Source organism: Pseudomonas sp. Y3 TE3536, assembly GCF_053629175.1.
In genome coordinates this window covers 4296621-4318756 of sequence record NZ_JBRJHU010000001.1, presented here as the reverse complement: position 1 = coordinate 4318756, position 22136 = coordinate 4296621, and the positions used below count along the sequence as shown (strand labels likewise).

Genomic DNA, 22136 nt, shown 5'->3' with positions numbered 1-22136 from the left:
CTCCCCTAGACGATAGGCAAACATAGAATATTAGACAATATACACCGCAGTATATCCATTATTCTATTGGTACTGAACATTGTCCCTCACACCCACTTGCACTGCGTGGCGGGCGTTTTTCGGTGGCTGATCGCCTGCTGCATCAGGCCAATACATTCGACGTAAAAGGTAGTACCCAATGACCTTGAGTATGTTTGCCGCCTTCTGGGCGGTGTCGTTGCTGTTCGTCATAACCCCGGGCGCGGACTGGGCGTACGCCATCTCCGCTGGCTTGCACGGCCGGGTAGTTATCCCGGCAGTCGTCGGGCTGCTGATGGGGCATCTGATCGCAACGCTGGTAGTCGCCGCGGGTGTCGGCGGGATCGTCGCCAGCACGCCCTTCGCGCTGACCGTCCTGACGGTGGCGGGCGCGGCGTATCTGCTGTGGCTGGGCTTCAACATGTTCGCTCACCCTTCGATACCTCAGGCCGGCGAGGACCAGCATTCCGACTCGGCCGCCCGCTGGGCGCTCAAAGGGCTTTGCGTCAGCGGGCTCAACCCCAAGGTGTTCCTGCTGTTTCTCGCGCTGCTGCCACAATTCACCTCGCCTGCGGCCAGCTGGCCGATGCCGCTGCAGATTATCGCCCTGGGCCTGGTGCACACCTTCAGCTGTGGCGTGGTCTACCTGCTGGTCGGCTATGGCTCGCGAGCGGTCCTGCATACCCGGCCTGCAGCGGCACAATGGGTCAGCCGTGTGTCAGGCGTGGCGATGATCATCATTGCGCTGGTACTGCTGATCGAGCAGGCGCTGAGCTGAACCAGGCGCCGCCTGGTCATAGACGCAGGGATGCTTTCGGATTGCTTGATAGAGGAACAACGATGTCGGATCAATCAAACGCCCCCTATGTGACGCGCCCTACCGCACGGGTACGTATCCCTCACCTGCGGGACATGAAAGTGCGTGGCGAAAAGTGGGCCATGCTCACAGCCTACGACATGTACAGCGCCGCGGTGTTCGAAGACGCTGGGATTCCGGTGCTGCTGGTCGGTGATTCCGCCGCCAACAACGTCTATGGCTACGACTCAACCCTGGCGGTGACGGTCGAGGAGCTGGTGCCCTTGGTGCGCTCGGTGTCGCGCGTCACCCAACGGGCACTGGTGATCGCCGACTTGCCGTTCGGGTCGTATCAGGGGTCTGCCGAGCAGTGCTTCCACACTGCCGTGCGCTTCATGAAGGAAGGTGGTGCGCACGCGGTGAAGCTGGAAGGCGGCATCGAGATGCTGGCACAGGTCGAAAAACTCGTCGCGGCGGGCATACCGGTCATGGCGCATATCGGTTTCACCCCCCAGGCCGAACACCAGTTGGGCGGATATCGGGTCCAGGGCAAGGGCGACGACGGCGATCGCCTAGTGGAGGTGGCCAAGGCCTTCGAAGGCGCCGGCGCCTTCGCCTTGTTGATCGAAATGGTCCCGGGGGAAGTGGCTGGGCGCATCACCGAGGCGGTCTCGATCCCCACCGTAGGGATCGGCGCCGGCAACGCGTGCGATGCCCAGGTGCTGGTCTGGCAGGACATGGCGGGGCTGCGCAGCGGGCCGCTGCCACGGTTCGTCAAACAGTACGCCGACCTGCGCAAGGTGCTTGGCGAGGCGGCACAGGCGTTTGCGGCAGACGTCGCGGGGGGAACCTTCCCAGGACCGGAGCACACCTTCTAACGCTAAGCGCACGGGGCATGCCAGTGTCAGGAGCCCTGGCGGTTTCTGCAATAAAAGCATTCACCGATGTGCTGGCCGCCCGCACCACGCGGCTAGGTGATCATCCACTCAGCAACTCGGGGTCACCTGGACGCAAGACTCAGGCCTTTGTGGCACTGCGTACCAACGTCCGTCGTTCGGCTATCAGCATAAGCAATCCTGTACCAGCGAACAGCGATTAATTTATCTCCTCAGTGATGATCGCAACCGAGGCAGTTCTGGGTGGAAAACCCTCGACTGAATACTTGTTCTGCGTCATCGCGAACCCGGTCGGCGGCCGACACGCGCAACGCACTTCTGGTCATGCCGATCTGGTTTATCCTGTTAGGATTTACCTACCGTCGACATTCCAGCAAATTAAAAGCGAATGAGATCGCCTAGGGCCGTCGACTACCAGCCGATCTGGATCCAGCAGGTCGGCTGTTGTATCACCTGTCGCAATCCACTGATGTTGCCAGTGCCGTAGGGCCCAGGCAGAATATGGAGCATGCATGGCACTGCCACCAGACAAGGGCACCACTTCGATCGGGCTGGTCCATGAGGCGTTGCTGGGTGCGCGGCACAAGGGCGTCGATGTGTCATCGGCACTGCGCCAGGCGCGCATCGATCCGGCGCTGTTGGCGTCGCCTCAGGCACGGGTGTCGGCGGCGGGGTTTTCGCGCTTGTGGGTCGCCCTCTCGGACGCCCTCGACGACGAGTTCTTTGCCATCGACAGCCATCCGATGCGGCGCGGCAGCTTCAAGCTGATGTGCCAGCTGACGATTGGCTGCGACACCCTCGAGCACGCCCTGCGGCGCATGTTGGCGTTTCTTCGCAGCACGCTGGATGACGTCTACGGTGAACTGGTGGTCGACGCTGATTCGGCGGTCATCGTCCTGCATGATCATGGCGTGCAGCGCCGGTTGTTCTGCTACGGCACTTGGCTGATCCTGGTGCATGGCCTGCTGTGCTGGCTGGGCAATCGGCGCATCCCGATTCAACGGCTCGACCTGCGTGCGCCACAGCCCGACGATGACAGCGACTACCGCATGCGTTTTTGTGAAAACATCCGCTTTGACGCTCCGCTGTCGCAAGTGTTTTTCACCCGTGATGTTTTTCAGCTCAAAGTGGCCCAGACGCCCCTTGCCCTGGCGGCGTTCCTTAAAGAGTCGCCGGCGAGCATCCTCGTCAAGTACCGCAACGACGAGAGCATCAGCGCCAGGATCCGCCAGCGCCTGCGCGGGCAAAGCCCGGAAGCCTGGCCAGAGCTCGAGACGCTGGCAGCAGTGCTGCGCATGTCGTACTCGACCCTGCAACGCCGTCTGCAGGCCGAAGGCCTCAGCTACCAGCGCCTGAAAGACAACCTGCGTCGTGATATCGCCATCAACCTGCTCAGCCAGCCCGGCCTGACGGTCACCGACGTGGCGGCCCAGACGGGCTTCCAGGAGACCAGCGCGTTTCACCGAGCCTTCAAGAAATGGACCGGGGTAAGCCCCGGCGCCTACCGCCGTTCCCAGGGTGAAGACGCCGATCTCTGACGGCCAGCCCTCCTCTCCCCGCGCCCCCGCACAGCCCTGCCCCCTCGCCTCGAGACTGCCCAGATCGGTCACGCACAACGATGCCTGCGGGCATGGGCTGTGCCGCTGCCTGCTCCTATTATTGGCCCAGCCAGCACAGCCTGGCGAGCCACAGTGCACTTCACAAACAAAAACAAGATCGAAGGAGACACGCTATGCAACCGGTGAACGTCTATGCGTTGGCAGCCGAGTCACGCTTCAACCGCTTCCACAGGCTGATTCTGTTCTGGTGCGTGTTGATCCTGGTGATCGACGGCTACGACCTGGCGGTGGTCGGCGCGGCCCTGCCGGCCATCATGAAAGACATGAACATCGACCCGACCAGCGCCGGCATCATGGCAGGCTCCGCGCTGTTCGGGACGATGCTCGGGGCGATTTTCCTCGGCACCCTGGCAGACCGTATCGGTCGGCCGAAAATGATCGCGATCTGTGTCGCGCTGTTCAGCCTGTTTACCGCGGCGGCGGGGCTGACCAACGACCCGGTGAGTTTCAGCATCATGCGCTTCATCGCCGGCCTGGGGATCGGCGGAGTGCTGCCGGTGTGCACCGCACAAATGGGGGAGTTCGCCCCACTGAAGCTGCGCACCCGGCTGGTGACCCTGGTGTTTGCCGGCTACTCGGTGGGGGGCATTCTGGTTGCCCTGACGGCCAAGCAACTGATCGAAAGCCACGGCTGGCAGTGGGTGTTCTATATCGCCGCGCTGCCGGTGCTGCTGATTCCGTTCATCCTCAAGAGCATGCCCGACTCGATCGGCTACCTGCTGAAAAATGGCCGCCAGGACCAACTGCGCGACATCGCCCGGCAACTTCAGCCGGACCTGGCCATCAGCGAGCAGAGCGCCATGGTCGGCAACCCCGCGATCCTCGGCAAACAGGACACGCCGGTGCGCAACCTGTTCAAGGACGGGCGTGGCTTCAGCACGGTGATGATCTGGGCGGCGTTCATGACCGGCCTGTTCATGGTCTATGCGCTCAATTCCTGGCTGACCAAGCTGATGGCGATGGCCGGGTTCAGCCTGGGCTCGGCACTCAACTTTGTCATTGTGTTCAACGTCGGGGCCATCGTCGGCGCCCTCGGTGGCGGCTGGCTGAGTGACAAGTTCAACATCAAGCATGTGCTGGTGTGCTTCTACCTGGTCGGTGCCATCGCCCTGACGCTGCTCGGCTACACGCGCTCGACCAGCCTGCTGTTCGCGGTGGTGTTCGTGGTCGGCGCCTCGACCCTGGGCACGCAACTGCTGGCCTATGCCTACGCCGGCGACTTCTACCCCTCGACCCTGCGCTCGGCGGGGGTCGGCTTTGCCTCCGGGGTTGGCCGGATCGGCGCGATCGTCGCACCGGTGCTGATCGGCTGGCTGGTGTCCTTGAGCCTGCCACTGGAGCAGAACTTCATGGCCATCAGCCTGGCCGGCCTGATCGGCGCCGCGGCCGTCACCCTGATCAACCAATCGCGCTCCGACTCCGCCCAGGCAAAGGCTGCAATGGCCGCGCGTTGAGCCTGCAGCTGCAGCCTGCCTGCGCGTGCCACTCACCCACGAACCTGCAAGAGATGACTATGAACCGCTTATCGCAACCACCCCTCTCGGCGCCTCTACTGGAGCAGACGGTCGACTGGGCGATCGCCTCACGCCGCAGCATCCGCGCGTTCCTGCCGACCGCCGTGCCGCGCGAGGAAATCGAGTCGATCCTCGAGGTCGCACGCTTCTGTGCGACCGGCGTGAACATGCAGCCGTGGCGCGTTCATGTCATCAGTGGTGCCGCTAAAGCCAGGTTGTCCAGCGCAATCGCCGCCATCGACGACGACCCGCTGCTCAATGAACACCTCGCCGACCCTTACGAGTACTACCCGCGCGAGTGGGTGGCGCCGTACGTCGACCGCCGCCGGCAAGTCGGCTGGGAGCTGTACAGCCTGCTCGGCATCCGTAAGGGAGACAAGCAACGCATGCACCAGCAGCACGCGCGCAACTACCGCTTTTTCGATGCGCCGATCGGCCTGATCTTCACCATCGATCGGGTCCTCCAGGAAGGCAGCCTGCTCGATTACGGCATGTTCTTGCAGAGCGTGATGGTGGCGGCGCGCGGCAGAGGCTTGCACACCTGCCCGCAGGCGGCGTTCCTCAAGTACCACGAGGTGATCACCGAAGTGCTGGAGATCCCCCCCGGGCAGATGCTGGTGTGTGGCATGAGCCTGGGCTACGCCGACGAAAGCCGCATCGAGAACAGCCTGGTCACCGACCGCGAACCGGTCAGCGCATTCGCCACTTTTCACCACAATAACAAGGAGACAACCCCATGAACCCTGGTGCCTATGACAGCGGGCTCGAGCGCAGCCCGGCCAACCACCTCGCGCTGACGCCGCTTGGCTTCCTGGACCGTGCCGCCTTGGTCCACCCGCAGCGCGAGGCCGTGGTGCACGGTGAGCTGCGCCGAACCTGGGTCGAAACCCGTGAGCGCTGCTACCGCCTGGCCTCGGCACTGGCCAGCAGAGGTCTGGGCAATGGCGACACCGTGTCGATCCTCTCGCCCAACACGCCGGCGATGTTCGAAGCCCACTATGGTGTGCCACTGTCTGGTGCGGTATTGAACTGCGTCAACTATCGCCTGGATGCCGAAGGTGTGGCCTTCATCCTGCGCCATGGCGAATGCAAGCTGCTGTTGGTCGATCGCGAGTTCGCCAAGCTGGCGGCGGCTGCGCTGGAGCTGCTTGAGCAGCGCCCTGGGGTGATCGATATCGATGACCACCTGGCGCCGATGGGCCCGGCCATTGGCGAAACCGATTATGAAAGCTTGCTGGCGGGCGGTGACCCCGAGTTCGCCGGCGTCTGGCCGGCCAGCGAGTGGCAGCCGATTGCGCTGAACTACACCTCCGGGACCACCGGTGACCCTAAAGGCGTGGTCGCCAGCCATCGCAGTACCTACCTGATGAGCCTGCTGCAAATGACCAACTGGCCGTTGCCCCGCGCGCCGCGCTACCTGTGGACCCTGCCGATGTTCCATGCCAACGGCTGGTGCTTCACCTGGGCGATCACCGCCGCCGCCGGCACCCATGTGTGCCTGCGCAAGGTGTCTGCTGAAACGGTGTTCGAGGCCATCGACACGCAGGCTGTCGACCACTTCTGCGCCGCGCCGATCGTCATGGCGATGATCGCCAATAGTACCGGCCGCGCCGCACTGGCCAAGCCCGTGCGGGTGCTGACCGCAGGTTCCCCGCCGCCGGCCGCGGTGCTGGAGGCGGTACTCGCACAGGGCTTCGATGTCGACCATGTATACGGCATCACCGAAGTCTGCGGCACCCCGCTCAGTTGCGTCTGGCAAGACGCCTGGGACACCCTGCCGGAGGCCGAGCAGTGCGCGCTGCGGGTTCGCCAGGGTGCCCGCGGTGCGGTCTTCGAAGGCCTGATGGTCGCCGACCCCGAGACCCTGCAACCGGTAGCCCACGATGGCCAGAGCACCGGCGAGCTGTTGCTGCGCGGCAACACCGTGATGATGGGTTACCTGAAAAACCCGTCTGCCACCGCACAGGCTTTTGCCGGCGGCTGGTTTCACACCGGTGATGTAGCGGTGGTTCACCCCAACGGCTACATTCAGATCACCGACCGCTCCAAGGACGTGATCATTTCTGGCGGCGAGAACATCTCCTCGATCGAAATCGAAGAAGCGCTGCATGCCCATCCCGCGGTGCTGCACGCCGCCGTGGTGGCGCAGCCGGACGACAAATGGGGTGAAGTGCCGTGTGCTTTCATTGAACTGAAACCTGGCGCGGAGGCGCCGTCGCAGGCGCAACTGATCGCCTTCTGCCAACAGCGCCTGGCCCGCTTCAAGTGCCCGCAACGGGTGATCTTCGACGAACTGCCGAAGACGGCCACCGGCAAGATCCAGAAGTTCCTGTTGCGCCAACGCGCCGGCAGCCGTGAGGCGATCATTCGCCTGGCTTCGAGCGGCTGAGCCACCGCCACGTAACAGCGACCCCTAAAGCGTTACCGCTGATGTTGCCCCTAGCGGCAGCAGGCGTTCCTGCACATTAAAAATAACAAAAGGTGCTTGCAATGACGAACTCCCCCGCCCGCCTCCTGGTGCCACTGGCGGTACTGACTTCGGCCCCCTACGCCTGCGCAGATTTTGTCGCTGATGCCAAGGCGAGCCTGGAATTGAGGAACTTCTACTACAACCGCGACTTCCGCAACGAGGGTGCCGCCCAGTCGAAGCGGGACGAATGGGCGCAGGGTTTCATTCTCAACCTGCAGTCGGGTTTTACCGAGGGCACGCTGGGCTTCGGGATGGATGCGCAGGGCCTGTTGGGGGTCAAGCTCGACTCGAGCCCTGACCGCACAGGCTCTGGCCTGCTGGCGTTCGACTCCGAGCGTAACGTCGAGGACCAGTACGGCAAGTTCACCCTCACCGCCAAGGCGCGCCTGGGCAAGAGCGAACTTCGCCTGGGTGGCATCAGCCCCTTGATGCCGTTGTTGTGGAGCAACAACAGCCGCTTGCTGCCGCAAGTGTTCCGCGGCGGTTCGCTGGTGTCCAACGATGTCGATTCACTGAGCGTTTCAGCACTGCGGGTCAACGCGGTGAAACAGCGCAACTCGACCGATTTCGAATCGCTGACGACCTTTGGCTATCGCGCGGTCGAAGCCGATCATTTCGACTACCTGGCGTTCGACTACAAGCTACTGCCGACCCTTACCGTGAGTTACCACGTTGCCCAGCTCGCCGACCTGTACCGCACCCACTACGCCGGCCTGAAGCTCAATCAACCGCTGTCGAGCGGTGCGCTGCTTGCCGATGTGCGCTTGTTCGATGCCAGCGAGACAGGCGACGAAGCGTTGGGAGAGGTGGACAACCGCACATTGAGCAGCTATTTCGCCTATAGCCTGAAAGGCCACACCCTGGGTGGCGGCTACCAGAAAGCCTCGGGCGATACACCGTTCGCGTTCGTCAACGGCGCCGACACCTATCTGTTTGGCGAGTCGCTGGTGAGTACCTTCACCGCGCCCAACGAACGCGTCTGGTTCGCCCGCTACGACTACGATTTCGCCGCCCTGGGTGTACCCGGTCTGACACTGACCCTGAGGTACGTCAAAGGCGATGATGTCGACCCTGCGCTGCTGACCACACGCCAGGCGGCCGGCCTGCGCGCGGGTGATCGACAGGGCAAGGAATGGGAGCGGGTCAGCGACATCGCCTACGTGATCCAGAGCGGCCCGCTAAAAAACATGGCAGTGCAGTGGCGCAACTCGACCAATCGCTCCACGTATGCCGACAGCGCCAACGAAAACCGCTTCATCGTGCGCTATACGGTCAATTTCTAGACCGTGCACACGGCCTGGCGAGTCACTCAGGCAGCGACACGCCAGGCCGACTCGAGGCTCAGCCCGCCGTCACCGGCGTCGGTTGCTGGCCGCTGTCGGCTTGCAGCTTGTCATCCGGACGGCGCAGCGGGCCGACGATCAGCAGGTAGCTGACGAACGCCCCGGCGGCATTCAGGCCGACATAGATCAACGCGCCGTTGAACGACCCCATCGACTGCACCAGATAGCCGATGACGATCGGCGTGACGATACCGGCGGTGCTGCCAAAGGTATTGAAGATCGCCCCGTTCAAGCCGGCGCTGTTCTTTGGCGAGACGTCGGCGATGATCGCCCAGCCCAATGCGCCGACACCCTTGCCGAAAAACGCCAGTGCCATGAACAGCACGACCAGCCAATCGCTGTCGACGTAGTTACAGAGGATCATGCTCATCGACAGCAGCATGCCGATGAAGATCGGCAGCTTGCGGGCCAGGGTCAAGGACAACCCGCGACGCAGCATCCAGTCACTGATCACGCCGCCACTGATGCCGCCGATAAAGCCGCAGATCGCCGGCACTGCCGCCATCAGGCCGGCATCGAGCAACGACAAACCGCGTTGCTGCACCAAGTACACGGGGAACCACGTAAGGAAGAAGAACGTCATCGTGCTGATGCAGAACTGCGCAATGTAGATGCCCAGGTACATCCGCTGACCGAGCAGCGCGCGGGCGTCTTTCCAGGTTTCACCCAGCGTGGCTTTACGCGCCACAGCCGTGGGGCGTTCGGTCAGGCTGGCGCCGCCCAGGCGGATGTGCTCGAGCTCTTGCGCCTCGATGCTCGGGTGATCCGCAGGCGCCTTGATGCGCAGGATGAACACCACCCCGATCAACACACCCGCCGCGCCCATCACGTAGAAGATCCACGGCCAGCCCCAGCGCGTGGAGATCCACGCCAGCAGCGGCGTGAACACCACGGCGGCGAAATACTGCGAGGAGTTGAAGATCGCCGTCGCCGTGCCGCGCTCGGATGACGGGAACCACATCGAGACGATCTTGCTATTGGCCGGGAAACACGGCGCCTCGGCAACACCGACCAGAAACCGGAAGACGAACACCGCGAGAAACGCCAGGCCCACGGGCATCAACGCAACCGTGCCGATCGCTGCGGTAAACAGCGACCAGGCGACGATCGCCAAGCCCAGCACGCGGATACTGCCAAAGCGGTCGATCGCCAGGCCACCGGGCAATTGCAGGAGCATGTAGGCCCAGCCAAAGGCCGAAAACAGCCAACCCATCTGCGCATGCCCCAGGCCGAGCTCCTGCGAGATGCTCGCGCCGGCGATCGACAAGGTGGCGCGATCGCCCTGGTTGACGATCATCATGATGAACAGCAGAGCAATCACCTCGTAGCGGCGATGCTCGGCGAAAAAGCGACGAAGAGAACCTGTTTTTTTCATTGTTTTCTCGATGCCGGAGGGCGGGAAGGCAGCACACAGCTGCCCTCCACTTTCCGCTTAACGGGAGGTTTGACGGATGATCATGTCAGCGCGCTGCTTGAACTCTGGGCGCAGTGCCGTGCCCAGGCCCGGCCGGGTCGGTGCCAGGGCAAAACCCGATTCGATCTGCGGCAGCTCATCGACCAGGTCGCCATACCAGGTCGACAGCGACGCCCGCACGACTTCCTGCAGCACTGCCGTGGGCGCATGGATGGCCAGCTGCAGCCCGGCGAACAGTGCAACCGGACCGGTACAGTCGTGCGGTGCCAGCGGCTTGTTGAAGGCCTGCGCCAACGCGGCGACCTTACGCCCCTCGGTGAACCCGCCACACCAGACCAGGTCGAACATGAGGTAGTCGAGGCTGTCGGCCTTGAGCAGCTCGCGGTAGGCCGCGCTGCCGCCCAGGGTCTCGCTGGCGCAGATCGGCACACGGGTGCGTCGGCGCAGGTCGGCCAGCGCTTGCGCGTCATCCATCTTGCACAGCGGGTCCTCGACCCAGTAGATGTCGAACGGCTCCAGCGCCTGGCAGATGCGCAGCGCCGCGCTGGTGTCCCAGAGGCTGTGCAGCTCGCACATGATTTCGATCTTGTTACCGACCGCGTCGCGGATCTTGCGGAAGGTGTCCACGCCCTGCTCGACCTCGGCCAGGCTGATCGTGTTGGCCCCGGGCTGACGCGCGAATTGGTCGAACGGCCAGATCTTCATCGCCGTGTAGCCCTCTTCCACCAGGCTGATCGCCAGGGCCGCTGGGTCGCGGGCAAACGCCAGCTGATCGTCATAAGGGCCCTGGCGGCTGTCGGCCTCGGAGATCTCCCGGCGCGCGCCTTGCTGGGTGTTGAATTCATAGCCGGCGCAGGTGTTGTATACGCGCACCCGGTCACGGCTGGCGCCGCCCAGTGCCTCGTGGATCGGCACGCCATGGCGCTGCCCTTTGAGGTCCCACAGGGCGATGTCGATCGCACTGGCGGCGCGGATCTCGGCGCTGGCACTGTGAAAGCCCACGTAGGGCGTCGAGAGCTCCAGGGCAATGGCTTCGATCTGGCGTGAATCCCTGCCGATCAGGCCAGGCGCGATCAGTTCATGGATAGCGGCCTCGACGGTGGCGGCGCCGCGAAAGGTTTCACCCAGACCGATCAAGCCCTCGTCGGTCTCGATTTCTACCCAGATCAGCTTGGGGCGTTGGGGCAGACGGAAGGTTCTGACGCAGGTGATTTTTGACATTTTTGTAATCCAAGGCGGTTGAAGCAGAATGGTATCGTTACCATTGACAGGCAAAACCCTAGCCCAGAAAAGCACGCCCGACAAGCGTTCTGGTTCCGCCAAGGCACATTTCGTGTCGATCAGTCGTCGGTAGGGGTTGCCGTTGTCAGGCGCGCCGTGCTGTCGCGCTCGATCAGCTCGAAGCCGACGTCCTGCACCCCCTGCTGACCTTGCTGCGACCCCTTGAGGCGAGCCAGGAGCATCTGCGCGGCGGTATCGCCGATCAGGCTGCCATCGACCTTTACCGTGGATAGCGAGGGGAAGGTATGGGCGGCGAAATTCATATCGCCGAAGCCCATCACCGCCAGCTGCTCGGGCACCCGAATGCCGCGGGCCGCTGCCTCGGTGAGCACGCCGTGGGCGATGGTGTCGGAGGTACACACCACCGCCAGCGGCTGCGCCGCGCCCACCTGCACGCCCTCGAGCAAGGCGCTGAGGCCGTCGCGCCCTTGCGCGAGCGACGGCACCCCGGGATATATCAGCCTCGGTACCGGGCCCACGCCCTGCTCTGCCAAGGCGGCAAGAAAGCTGTCGGCCCGGCGCAGGCCACGCGGGTCATCGACCGCCAGCAGGCCGAATTGCCGGTAGCCCTGCTCGAGCAAGCGCCGCGCCACTGCCCTGCCCGCCTGCTCGTGCGAAAAGCCGACGAGCATGTCGATCGGCTCGGCACTCAGGTCCCAGGTCTCGACCACGGGCACCCCGCACACTCGCAGCCGATTGCGGCAAGCCGGTGTGTGCAGTGTGCCGGTGAGGATGATGCCATCGGGGCGGCGGCTGAGGATCACCTCGAGCAACTCCTGCTCCTGCTCGCGCTGATGCCCGGAAACCCCCAGCAGCACCTGGTAGCCGGACTGGCTAAGGCGCGTGCTGATGGCCTGGAATGTGTCGGAGAACAACGGGTTGGTGACCATCGGCAGCACCACCGCGACCAGCCGGGTGCGGTTGGAGCGCAAGGCACCGGCCAGGCGGTTGTGCACGTAGCCGGTCTGCTCGATGGCCCGCTGCACCCGCAGGCGGGTCGCGGCCTTGACCGCCTCGGGGTTGTTCAGATAACGCGAGACGGTCATCGGCGCCACGGCGGCCAGACGGGCAACGTCGCTCAATGTAACGGCACCGGACGGTTTACCAGGCGTGCCGGTCGGGGTGTCGGCCATGGGGTATCGATATCCATGCGGGCGAATGAAAGAACCCCGATGCTATCAGGCGGATCGGCTCAAGGGCGAGGCTGGCTGTTACCCGCAACCATCAAACGGCTGTACGAAAGATCTTGAGAGCGCTCTCATTTTACTGATAAGTTTCTTCGCGGCGGCCAGTTGCATACCCCTGGATGCCTGGCACCACACAACAATAAAGACTGGAGGTCATCATGAATCATGCCCGCACACGCAGCCGCATTGCCCTGCTCGGACTGCTCAGCGCCGCCGCGCTCGGCATTTTCGGCATTGCCCAGGCAGAGCCGGTGCACTACCTGAACATTCAGACGATCAACCCCGAAGCCCGCGACGGCTTCATCAAGGCCATGCGCAACAACGCCACGCAAAGCCGCACAGAGGCCGCCAACCGGGTCTTCGATGTTGCCGACATCGGTGGCAACGACCCGACACTGGTGCTCTTCGAAAGCTGGCGCGATGCCGACGGTTATCAGCAGCACGAGGTCTCGGCTCACGTCGCGCCGGTCCTGGCCCTGGTGCCCTCGGCGTTTGCCAAACCGGAGCGCAAGTACGTACTGCGCGACCTGCAAGCCCTGCCGGCGCCGGCCCGAACCGAAATCGAATCCCCCACTGCGAGCAAGAACGTCGTCGCCCGCTTTTCGATCAAGCCCGATCAGCGCGATGCGTTCGTGAACCAGGCACGCTCGGCCATCGAGCAGGCTCGGCAACAGCCGGGCAACCTCGTGTTCAACGTCTACGGCTTACGCGATGACGACAACGCCTTCGTGATCTACGAGCGCTGGAAAGACGCCGCTGCCTATCAGCAGTTCCACGCTCAATTGGCCGGCAGGGCGTTTGACCGGGTACTTGGCCAACTGCAGGCCGGTGCGCCTGAAGTGCTGGTGCTGCAAGATAGGATCCTCGACTAGCATATCATTGACATCAGAATGGTAACGATACCATCATTAATGAGAGCGCTCTCTAGTCGAGACGCCACATCACCGCAATAACGATGACAATCAGGAGATGTAGCCACATGCAACACAAGACATGGATCATGACCTTCGCGCTCGCCGCCCTACTGCCTTCTCTGAGCTTCGCCGCAAGCCCCGAGCTCAAGACCGAGGTCGAGATCGACACGATCGCCAACGCGGTCACCGCCACCAGCGATGGCACACTGTTCATCGGCCTGCCCCGCTGGCACGCGACCTTGAAGACCGCTTCGTTGATGCGCGTGCAGGGGCCGACCCACTACACGCCGTTCCCTGGGGGCAGTTGGAACGGCTGGGCACCGGGCGGCGATGCCGCGAATGCCTTCGTGCAGGTCAACTCGGTGCACGTGTTCGATGACGACACGGTGTGGCTGGTCGACCAGGGCGCACCGGACAACATCAAGACCCTGCCCGGCGCGGCCAAGGTCGTCCAGCTCGACAGCAAGACCGGTAAAGTCCTGCGCGTGCTGCGCTTCGACGAAAGCATCCTGCCGCCCGGTGCGGTGATGAACGACCTGCGGGTATTTGACAACCGCGTCTACATCACCGATGCCGGCGTTGGGGCGCTGATCATCCATGACCTGAAAACCGGCAAGACCCTGCGCCGCCTGCACAACCAACCGCTGCTGCGCCAGCCGCTCGACCGTCCGATCCTGGCCACCGCGGGCCGGCCTTATGAAGACGAGAACGGCAAGCGCCCAGCGGTCCATGCAGACATGCTCGAGGTCACTCCGGACGGTGAGTGGGTGCTGTTCTCGACCCCAAGCAGCCCGATGTACAAGATCCGCCGGCAACTGCTCGACGACCCGAGCGTGAGCGACGCCGAGCTTGCCAAGCACATCGTCCTGGCCTTCGACAAAGGCACGATCAACGGCACCTGCATCGACTCGCTGGGCAACGTCTACCTGGGCCTGGTCGAAAGCCGCAGCATCGAAGTGGTCGCACCGGATGGCCGGCGCGCCACCCTGATCCAGGACGATCGCCTGATCGGCCCGGATGCGCTGTTCATCGACGCCAACCGCCGCCTACTGATCCCTGCGACCCAGGGCGAGCTGATGGCCAACTTCAATAAAGGCAAGAACGGCACCTCGGGCAAGTTCCATGTCTACTCGCTGCCCCTGCCAGACTCGGTTGACGGCATCAAGCTCGGCAAGTCGATGTCGTTCAGGACGCTGAGCACCGCTGCCAGCCACTGACCGCCGCCGCGAAGGTTGTACCGCACGGCGGGCAAGACGTATATTCTTGCCCGCCTATGAACAAACCATTCACTACCCTCGACGATGTCGCCCTCGCAGCGGGCATGTCTCGCGCGCAAACCTCGCGTGCCCTGCGGGGTGACCCGGGCGTTCGCGCAGAAACCCGTGAGCGCATCGCCAAGATCGCCGCAGAGCTGGGCTACCGGCCAAATCTGGCTGCGCGCAGCCTCATGTCGGCGCATTCTTCCATGGTCGGGTTGCTGATTGGCGACCCGAACAACCCCTTTCATATCGAGTTGGCCCAGGCCATCGACCACGCCTTGGTGAAAGCCGGCTTCGAGCCCATGACCACCCTCAGGGCGAGCGACGACGACTGCGCGACCAGCGCGGTCGAGCGGCTGTTGCGCCTGCGTGCGGCCGGGGTGATCCTGATTGCCAACTCGCTGTCCGCCAAGGCCATCAACAGCATCGCCGACAGCCTGCCGTGCGTGTACCTCGGCAGCCTGCAGATCAAGCACCCTCGGGTGACGGTGATCACCGTCGACGACCACGGCGGCATCCGCAAGGCCATGGAGCACCTGCTCGCCCTCGGCCATCGGCGCATCGCCCACCTGGGCGGCGGTACCGAGGCCTCGGCGCGCGAACGCACCAAGGCCTATTGCGACGTCATGACCGAGGCCGGCCTGACGCCGTTCTACCTGCGCGGCACCCACGATGCAGCGTCGGGGCGCAGGGGCGTCGACACGCTGTTCGCGGACCCTGAGCCGCCTACGGCGATCCTGGCCTCCAACGACTTCCTCGCGCTTGGCATCCTCGACCGCTTGAGAGGGATGGGGCTGTCGGTTCCGCACGATGTTTCGGTGGTCGGTTTCGACGACATCCCCAGCGCCTCCAACTCGGTGTTCGCCCTCTCGACTGTGCGCCAGGACCCGCAGACTCAAGCACAGACGGCCGTCGCTGCGCTGCGGGACATCATCGCCGGCACCCCGAAGCGGATCAAACGCCACGTGATGCCGGTCGAGCTGATCTTGCGCACCTCGTCCGCCGCGCCAAAGAAAACCTGAGTGCTTCAGCTGACGGCAGATCATTGACGAGACAAAATGTCGCGCCTATGATCTGCCGGTGTCGGCCCATGCGGCCGTTTTTTTTCATTGAAAATGAGAGCGCTCTCCAATAATCGTCCTGAATGGGCATTTTTTCACCGCACGAATGAGAGCGCTCTCTCAAAATAACGACCCCGCATCATCACGGGGCAGGACCTGGGCCAGGCAGCACCGCACACGCGGCGGCTGTTACCAGAGGGAGTTGAAATGGACCGCCGAAGCGTCATCAAAGCCGGCATGGTGCTGATTGCCACCAGTGTCGCAGCCTCCATCTACCGACCGGCAGGCGCCGCCCTGCGGGTGCTGTCGGGCGGCAACCGCTGGCACGCGAAAGAAACCTTGCCCCCGACCCCGGTCGACCCTGCTGTGCGGATGTTCCTCAGCGACAAGGAATACGCACAGGTCACGGCCATCTTCGACCGGCTGATCCCGGCAGACGCGCTCAGTGTCAGTGCCTCGCAAGCCGGCTGCGTAGTGTTTCTCGACCACCAACTGGCCGGGCCGTACGGGCAAGGCAGCAACCGCTACCTGAAAGGCCCTGAACAGGCCGGTACGCCTAGCCAGGGCGACCAGTCGCTGCGCAACCCGGCGCAGGTCTACCGCATTGGCCTCGCCGAGCTCGAAGGCCACTGCCAGCAGGCCTTCGGCAGCAGCTTCGAAGCGCTCGGCGCCGAGCAACAGGATGCCCTGCTGGCGCAGCTGGAAAGCGGCTCGGTGCAGTTGGGCCGCCTGCCCAGCGAGGTGCTGTTCAAGCAGTGCCTGGCCAACGTCCACGAAGGGTTCTTCGCCGACCCAGTCTACGGCGGCAACCAGGGCATGGTCGGCTGGAAGATGATCGGCTTCCCGGGGGCCCGCTACGACTACCGCGACTTCCTGGCACAGAAAGGCCAGAAGCTGGAGATCATTCCCGTCAGCCTCATCGGGCGGATCTGAAGCCCTTCATAACGTATGACGCCGCAAAGGCGCTTGCCTGATCTGGATGTGACTGATGACTTACAAACGACCGAAGGCCGACGCCGTGATCGTCGGGTTGGGCTGGGCGGGTTCGCTCATGGCCGAAGAACTGACCCGCGCAGGGCTCGATGTAGTGGTGATCGAACGGGGCCCCTACGAGGTGACCCACCGCAACTTCCCGCCCAGCGTTGCCGCCGATGAGCTGCGCTACGGTGCCCGCCGTGAGGCCCTGCGCCCGCCGAGCGTGCAAACCCTGACCTTCCGCAACCACCGCTCGCAGACCGCCCTGCCCGGCCGCGACCTCAGCAACTGGGTGGTGGGCTACAGCGTCGGCGGTGCCGGCAAGCACTGGTCGGCCAACGCCTGGAGGTTTACCCCGGCGGACTTCACCATGGCCACCCGGGTCAAGGAGCGCTACTCCAACATGCAACTGCCCGAAGGGCTGATCGTGCAGGACTGGGGGGTGACCTACGACGAGCTCGAGCCGCACTACGATCGCTGGGAGAAGATCGCCGGTATTTCCGGCAAGGCCGGTGTCCTCAACGGCGCCCTGCAGCCCGGCGGCAACCCTTTCGAAGGCTCGCGCAGCGCCGAGTACCCGACGCCGCCGCTGGAGCGCTCACGCTGGAACGACCTGTTCCATGCCACCACTGAAAAGATGGGCCTGCACCCCTTCCCGATCCCCGCCGGCACCCTGGGCGCAGCCTACACCAACCCGCTCGGGATCAACCTGGCGCCCTGCACCTACTGCGGCTTCTGTGGTTTCTACGGCTGTGGCAACTGGTCGAAGTCCTCGCCCAATGCCTGCGTGATCCCGGCGCTGATGACCCGCAAGAACTTCACCCTGCTGACCGAGTGTACGGTGCTCAAGGCCGAGAAGGCTGCCGATGGCAAGACCGTCACCGGGGTGACCTTCATCGACTCCGACCGCAATATCGGCTTCCAGCCGGCCGACATCGTCATCTTCGCCGCCTTCCAGTTCGACAATGTGCGCCTGATGCTGCTGTCGCAGATCGGCACGCCCTACGACCCAGCCACCCGCACCGGCACCATTGGCCGGGCGTACAACTTCCAGACCATGTCGTATGGCTTCCTGTACTTCGAGAACGAGTACATGAACCCGTTCATCTCGACCGGCGCGCTGGCCACGCAGGTCGACGACTACAACGGCGACAACTTCGACCACACCGGCCTGGGCTTCATCGGCGGCGCGGGCATTCTCGCCCTGTCCGACCAGGCGACCCCGATGGGCATGACCGACCGCGTCCCCGCAGGCACCAAGTTGTGGGGCTCTGAGTGGAAAAAGGCCTTCCAGCACAGCTACCAGAACTACGCCAAGATCCAGGGTCAGGGCACCTCTTACGCGCATGCCGAGAGCTACCTCTCGCTGGACCCGAACTACACCGATGACAACGGCCAACCGCTGTTGCGCATGACCTTCGAGTTCAACGAGAACGATCGGCGCATGGCGCGCTTCGTGCGCGACCGGATCGCCGACATCTGCCGGCAGTCCGGGGCCAAGACCTGGGAGGCGATGGCCTTCCCCGATCAGCCGTTCTCGCCAACCCGCGCGTACGACAGCGGACACACCATTGGCGGTACCGCCATGGGCCTGGACCCTGCAACCTCGGCGCTCAACCGTTACCAGCAGAGCTGGGACGCGCACAACCTGTTCGTCATCGGCGCCTCTTCGTTCCCCAACAACGCCGGTTACAACCCGACCGGCACGCTGAGCGCCCTGACCCTCTGGACCGCCAAGGCGATCATCAACGACTACCTGCGCCAACCTGGCCTGCTGACCCGCTGAGGAGATGACCGTGACCCAGTTCAGAACCCTCACGGCCATCGCCCTAGGCTGCGGCCTGATCGGCGTTGCCGGTTTTGCGGCGTGGGCCAAGCACGGCGAAAGCCAGCGCTTTGCAGCGATCCCACCGGCGTTGCTCGGCGAGTCCGCTGCGCAGATCGAGCGCGGCCGCTATGTCGCCGCCATGGCCGATTGCGCCGCGTGCCATACGGTCCCCGGCAAGCCCGAATACGCCGGTGGCTACAGTTTGCAAACACCTTTTGGCAGCATTCAGGCCTCGAATATCACCCAGGACCCGGAGACCGGCATCGGCAGTTGGTCCCTCGAGCAGTTCGACAAGGCGGTCCGACACGGCATCGGCCGCCACGGCTACCTGTACCCGGCGATGCCCTACCCGGCCTACGCGAAGATGAGCGATGCCGATATCGCCGACCTGTGGGCCTATATCAAAACGGTCGAGCCGGTCCACCAGCCGGTCGTCGAAAACCAGTTACCGTTCCCCTACAACCAGCGCTTCCTGCTGGCCGGGTGGAACCTGCTGTTCTTCAAGGACCAGCCGTTCACGCCACTCGCCGGCGTCAGTGCGCAGGTCAACCGCGGCGATTACGTGGTCAATGGCCCCGGCCACTGTGCCGCCTGCCACACCGGCAAGAACCTGCTCGGCGGCGACCTGGCCGGCGCCCTGCACGGTGGCACGCTGCAGGGCTGGCACGCGCCAGACCTGACGCCCAACCCGCATGTCGGCCTGGGCAAGTGGTCCAGCGACGACCTGGTGCGCTACCTGAAGACCGGCAGCAACCACCAGGCGGCGGCCTCCGGGCCGATGCTGGAAGCCGTGGAAAACTCCACCCAGCACCTGACCGACGCCGACCTGTATGCCATCGCCGCGTACCTGCAGCAGCTGCCGGCAAGCGCCGAACAGCCGGGCCCGGCGATTGCCGCCGACGACCCACAGATGGTCGCCGGCAAGCGCGTGGTCGAAAGCCAATGCGAGGCCTGCCACCGCAGGGATGGCCACGGGGTGCGCAACATGATCCCGGCATTGCGCGACAACGCCCAGGTCAACGCCCGCGATGCCGCAAGCCTGATCAACATCGTCCTGCGCGGCGCCGAAGGCCCGGTCACCGCGGGCAACCCCACCGGCGCCGGCATGCCGCGCTTCGACTGGAAGATGGCCGATGAAGACATCGCCGCCGCCTTGACCTACATCCGCAACAGCTGGGGCAACAGCGCAGCCCGGGTCAGCGCCGCAGACGTCAGCCGGGCGCGCACCGCGCTGGGCGCCGAGGCCTGGCTGATGCGTTAACCCCGCCGCCATTACCCGCAAGCACCGCGACATCAACGGCCAGCGCATGAGGCATTGCCTTGCGCGCTGCACCGGCGCCCGCATCGATAACGCAGCACCCACCCGCAACTGACTGCACATAACACCAACAAGGGCAGTCACCCACACTGGACAAGAAACCGATCATGGTCAAAAGGATCTTCACCGCTACTGCCTTCCCGCGCACTGCCGGCTTCATGCTGACCACGCTTGCCGCTTCACTGTGCAGCGCTGCGGCCAACGCCGACCAGGCGTTTGCCATCGACTCGCGCTGGATGACCGGCGACTGGGGTGGCTTGCGCACCGAGCTACTCGAACAGGGCATCAACATCAAACTGGGCTATGTCGGCGAGTCGGCCTCGGGGCTGCGCGGTGGCTATGATCGCCACAACCATGCCACGCGCTACTCCGACCAGTTCAACGTCGGCGTTGAAGCGGACCTAGAAAAAGCCCTCGGCTGGCAAGACGCCGTGTTCAGCATTTCCTTCACCAACCGCAATGGCAAAGAGCTCGACGAGGTCATCAGCGACCCCCGCGCCAAGAGCTTTGGCGCCACCCAGGAAATCAACGGCCGTGGCAGCGTCACCCGCCTCGGCGGCCTGTGGTTGAGCAAAGGCTGGCTGGACGACCGGATCAACCTCAAGGCCGGTCGCTTCGCGGTGAGCGACGAGTTTGCCGTTGAAGACTGCGTGTTCCAGAACCTGGCGTTCTGCGGCTCGCAGCCGGGCAACTATGTCGACAGCATCCACAACGGCCCGATCAGCCAGTGGGCGGCGCGCCTGCGCTACCGGATCACCCCCGAAGTGTATGCCCAGGTCGGCACGTACAACGTCAACCCGTCCAACCTCGACAACGACAACAGCCTCAAGCTGCACGTGCAAGGCACCACCGGCACCCTGGTCCCGGTCGAGCTGGTCTGGACCCCGCGGGTCAATCAGCTGCCCGGTGAATACCGCATCGGCTACTACCACAGCAGCGCCGAAGCCGCCGATGTGTACAAGGATGCCCATGGCCAACCGGCTGCCCTCAGCGGCGACGACTACCGCATCAACGGCAGCCGCCACGGTTCGTGGATCGTCGCCAAGCAGCAGCTGACCAGCGTCAACGGCGACAGCAGCCGCGGCCTCTCGGTAGTGGCCAGCGCAACCTTCATGGACCGCGCCAGCACCCCGGTCGACAGCTACCAGAAAGCCGCGCTGCTCTACAAAGGCCCGTTCGATGCCCGCCCCGCCGACACCGTTGGCTTCGGCATGGCCCGCGTGCATGGCAGCTCGCGCTTCCTACGTAACGCCAAGACCGCCAACGACCTCAGCGGCGCCACCTTCAACGATGCCGGCTACGTGCCGGAACAACACACCCTGTACGTGGCCGAGCTGAACTACCGGGCGCAACTGACCGGCTGGCTGAACGTGATGCCCAACCTGCAGTTCCTCAAGAACCCTGACGGCCAACGCGAAGTCGCCACCACCTGGGTGGCCGGCGTTCAAGTACAGAGTCAATTCTAAAAGAGCACCCCGCAGTGCCTTGCACAGGACCCGTGAATGAACCGAAGAGAAGCCCTTTTTTCCCTGGGCACAATCGCAGCCTCGCTGGCTGTAGCACCCGGACTCGGCGCCGTAGAGCTCAAAGGGGTGCCACACGACACCCAGCTCAGTGACGACCACATGCCACAACCGGCCATCCGCATCGGTGGCTTTCTGGTCCTCAGCGAAGCCGAGCGCAGAACCCTGGGCGCGCTTTACGACCGCCTGTTACCCGCCGACGAGTACGGCCCGTCGGCAACCGAGGCGGGGTGCCTGGAGTTCATCGATAGCCAGCTGGCCGGGCATTACGGGGCCGGCAAGGCGCTGTATCTGGAAGGGCCGATCCGCCCTGAAAGCGAATTGCAACTGATGGGTACCACGCAGTTCCTGGCCTCGCCGCTGGAGCGTTATCGCTCAGGCCTCGCGGCGCTGGAGGCGTATGCCCAGCGTGTGGACGGGCAACACCTGGCCGACCTGCCAGCCGAATGGATCGACGCCCTGCTCGGCGAACTGGAAGCGGGCCGACTCGACCTGGGCCCGGCCATCAACAGCAAAGGCTTGTTCGAACTGCTGCTGCAGAACGTTCGCGAAGGCTACCTGGCCGACCCGATGTACGGCGGCAACCGCAACATGGCGGGCTGGAAAATGATCGGTTTCCCCGGTGCGCGCTATGACTACCGCCCCTACATCGACCGTCGCGGTGAAAACCTGCGACTGATCCCTGTAAGCCTGATTCCGGCCGACTGAGCTGTAAGGAGT

The 22136-nt window shown here is 64.0% G+C and carries 18 protein-coding genes; 15 read left to right on the top strand and 3 right to left on the bottom strand.

Annotated elements, in window-relative coordinates:
* The first annotated feature begins 178 nt into the window (after positions 1 to 178).
* From AB7M33_RS19635 to AB7M33_RS19605, 7 genes are all read left to right on the top strand, one after another.
* A complete protein-coding gene (locus AB7M33_RS19635; protein ID WP_119141786.1) occupies positions 179 to 796 on the top strand; it encodes a LysE family translocator in 618 nt (205 codons plus the stop codon).
* A 62-nt stretch (positions 797 to 858) separates the two neighbouring features.
* Positions 859 to 1692, top strand: coding sequence for a 3-methyl-2-oxobutanoate hydroxymethyltransferase (gene panB / locus AB7M33_RS19630; RefSeq protein WP_454243376.1), 834 nt, complete (start codon positions 859 to 861; stop codon positions 1690 to 1692).
* A gap of 530 nt (positions 1693 to 2222) precedes the next feature.
* A complete protein-coding gene (locus tag AB7M33_RS19625; RefSeq protein WP_454243375.1) occupies positions 2223 to 3248 on the top strand; it encodes an AraC family transcriptional regulator in 1026 nt (341 codons plus the stop codon).
* 194 nt (positions 3249 to 3442) lie between these two features.
* Positions 3443 to 4783 (top strand): MFS transporter, encoded by a 1341-nt coding sequence (locus tag AB7M33_RS19620; RefSeq protein WP_401082644.1) that lies wholly within the window; start codon positions 3443 to 3445, stop codon positions 4781 to 4783.
* Between the two features lie 53 nt (positions 4784 to 4836).
* Positions 4837 to 5583 (top strand): nitroreductase, encoded by a 747-nt coding sequence (locus AB7M33_RS19615; protein WP_454243374.1) that lies wholly within the window; start codon positions 4837 to 4839, stop codon positions 5581 to 5583.
* Positions 5580 to 7232 (top strand): AMP-binding protein, encoded by a 1653-nt coding sequence (locus tag AB7M33_RS19610; protein WP_454243373.1) that lies wholly within the window; start codon positions 5580 to 5582, stop codon positions 7230 to 7232. Before AB7M33_RS19615 ends, AB7M33_RS19610 begins: the two co-directional genes overlap by 4 nt.
* Before the next feature lie 101 nt (positions 7233 to 7333).
* Positions 7334 to 8596 carry an OprD family porin gene (locus AB7M33_RS19605; RefSeq protein ID WP_454243372.1) on the top strand — a complete coding sequence of 421 codons (1263 nt, stop codon included), beginning with the start codon at positions 7334 to 7336 and terminating at the stop codon, positions 8594 to 8596.
* A gap of 58 nt (positions 8597 to 8654) precedes the next feature.
* On the opposite strand, the gene AB7M33_RS19600 is transcribed toward AB7M33_RS19605, so the two are convergent.
* The 3 genes from AB7M33_RS19600 to AB7M33_RS19590 all read right to left on the bottom strand — a co-directional run bounded on the left by AB7M33_RS19600 (position 8655) and on the right by AB7M33_RS19590 (position 12484).
* Positions 8655 to 10031: an MFS transporter gene (locus tag AB7M33_RS19600; protein ID WP_454243371.1), complete on the bottom strand. Its 1377-nt coding sequence runs from the start codon at positions 10029 to 10031 to the stop codon at positions 8655 to 8657.
* Between the two features lie 57 nt (positions 10032 to 10088).
* Positions 10089 to 11291, bottom strand: coding sequence for a mandelate racemase/muconate lactonizing enzyme family protein (locus AB7M33_RS19595; protein ID WP_454243370.1), 1203 nt, complete (start codon positions 11289 to 11291; stop codon positions 10089 to 10091).
* 119 nt (positions 11292 to 11410) lie between these two features.
* On the bottom strand, positions 11411 to 12484 hold the full coding sequence (locus tag AB7M33_RS19590; protein WP_454243369.1) for a LacI family DNA-binding transcriptional regulator: 1074 nt from the start codon (positions 12482 to 12484) through the stop codon (positions 11411 to 11413).
* A 212-nt stretch (positions 12485 to 12696) separates the two neighbouring features.
* Between AB7M33_RS19590 and AB7M33_RS19585 the strand changes: the two genes are divergently transcribed.
* The 8 genes from AB7M33_RS19585 (at position 12697) to AB7M33_RS19550 (ending at position 22124) form a co-directional block, all read left to right on the top strand.
* Complete coding sequence (locus AB7M33_RS19585; protein ID WP_454243368.1) at positions 12697 to 13410, top strand: putative quinol monooxygenase; 714 nt, start codon at positions 12697 to 12699, stop codon at positions 13408 to 13410.
* Between the two features lie 107 nt (positions 13411 to 13517).
* Complete coding sequence (locus AB7M33_RS19580) at positions 13518 to 14669, top strand: SMP-30/gluconolactonase/LRE family protein (protein WP_454243367.1); 1152 nt, start codon at positions 13518 to 13520, stop codon at positions 14667 to 14669.
* A gap of 56 nt (positions 14670 to 14725) precedes the next feature.
* Positions 14726 to 15733 carry a LacI family DNA-binding transcriptional regulator gene (locus tag AB7M33_RS19575; protein ID WP_454243366.1) on the top strand — a complete coding sequence of 336 codons (1008 nt, stop codon included), beginning with the start codon at positions 14726 to 14728 and terminating at the stop codon, positions 15731 to 15733.
* A 246-nt stretch (positions 15734 to 15979) separates the two neighbouring features.
* Positions 15980 to 16705 carry a gluconate 2-dehydrogenase subunit 3 family protein gene (locus AB7M33_RS19570; protein WP_138736195.1) on the top strand — a complete coding sequence of 242 codons (726 nt, stop codon included), beginning with the start codon at positions 15980 to 15982 and terminating at the stop codon, positions 16703 to 16705.
* 55 nt (positions 16706 to 16760) lie between these two features.
* Positions 16761 to 18533, top strand: a complete 1773-nt coding sequence (locus tag AB7M33_RS19565; protein WP_454243365.1) for a GMC family oxidoreductase — start codon at positions 16761 to 16763, stop codon at positions 18531 to 18533.
* Positions 18534 to 18543: 10 nt separating this feature from the next.
* Entirely contained in the window at positions 18544 to 19836 is a 1293-nt protein-coding gene (locus AB7M33_RS19560; RefSeq protein WP_454243364.1) for a cytochrome c, read from the top strand.
* Between the two features lie 164 nt (positions 19837 to 20000).
* Entirely contained in the window at positions 20001 to 21359 is a 1359-nt protein-coding gene (locus tag AB7M33_RS19555) for a carbohydrate porin (RefSeq protein ID WP_454243363.1), read from the top strand.
* 36 nt (positions 21360 to 21395) lie between these two features.
* Entirely contained in the window at positions 21396 to 22124 is a 729-nt protein-coding gene (locus AB7M33_RS19550) for a gluconate 2-dehydrogenase subunit 3 family protein (protein WP_454243362.1), read from the top strand.
* Positions 22125 to 22136: the final 12 nt, after the last annotated feature.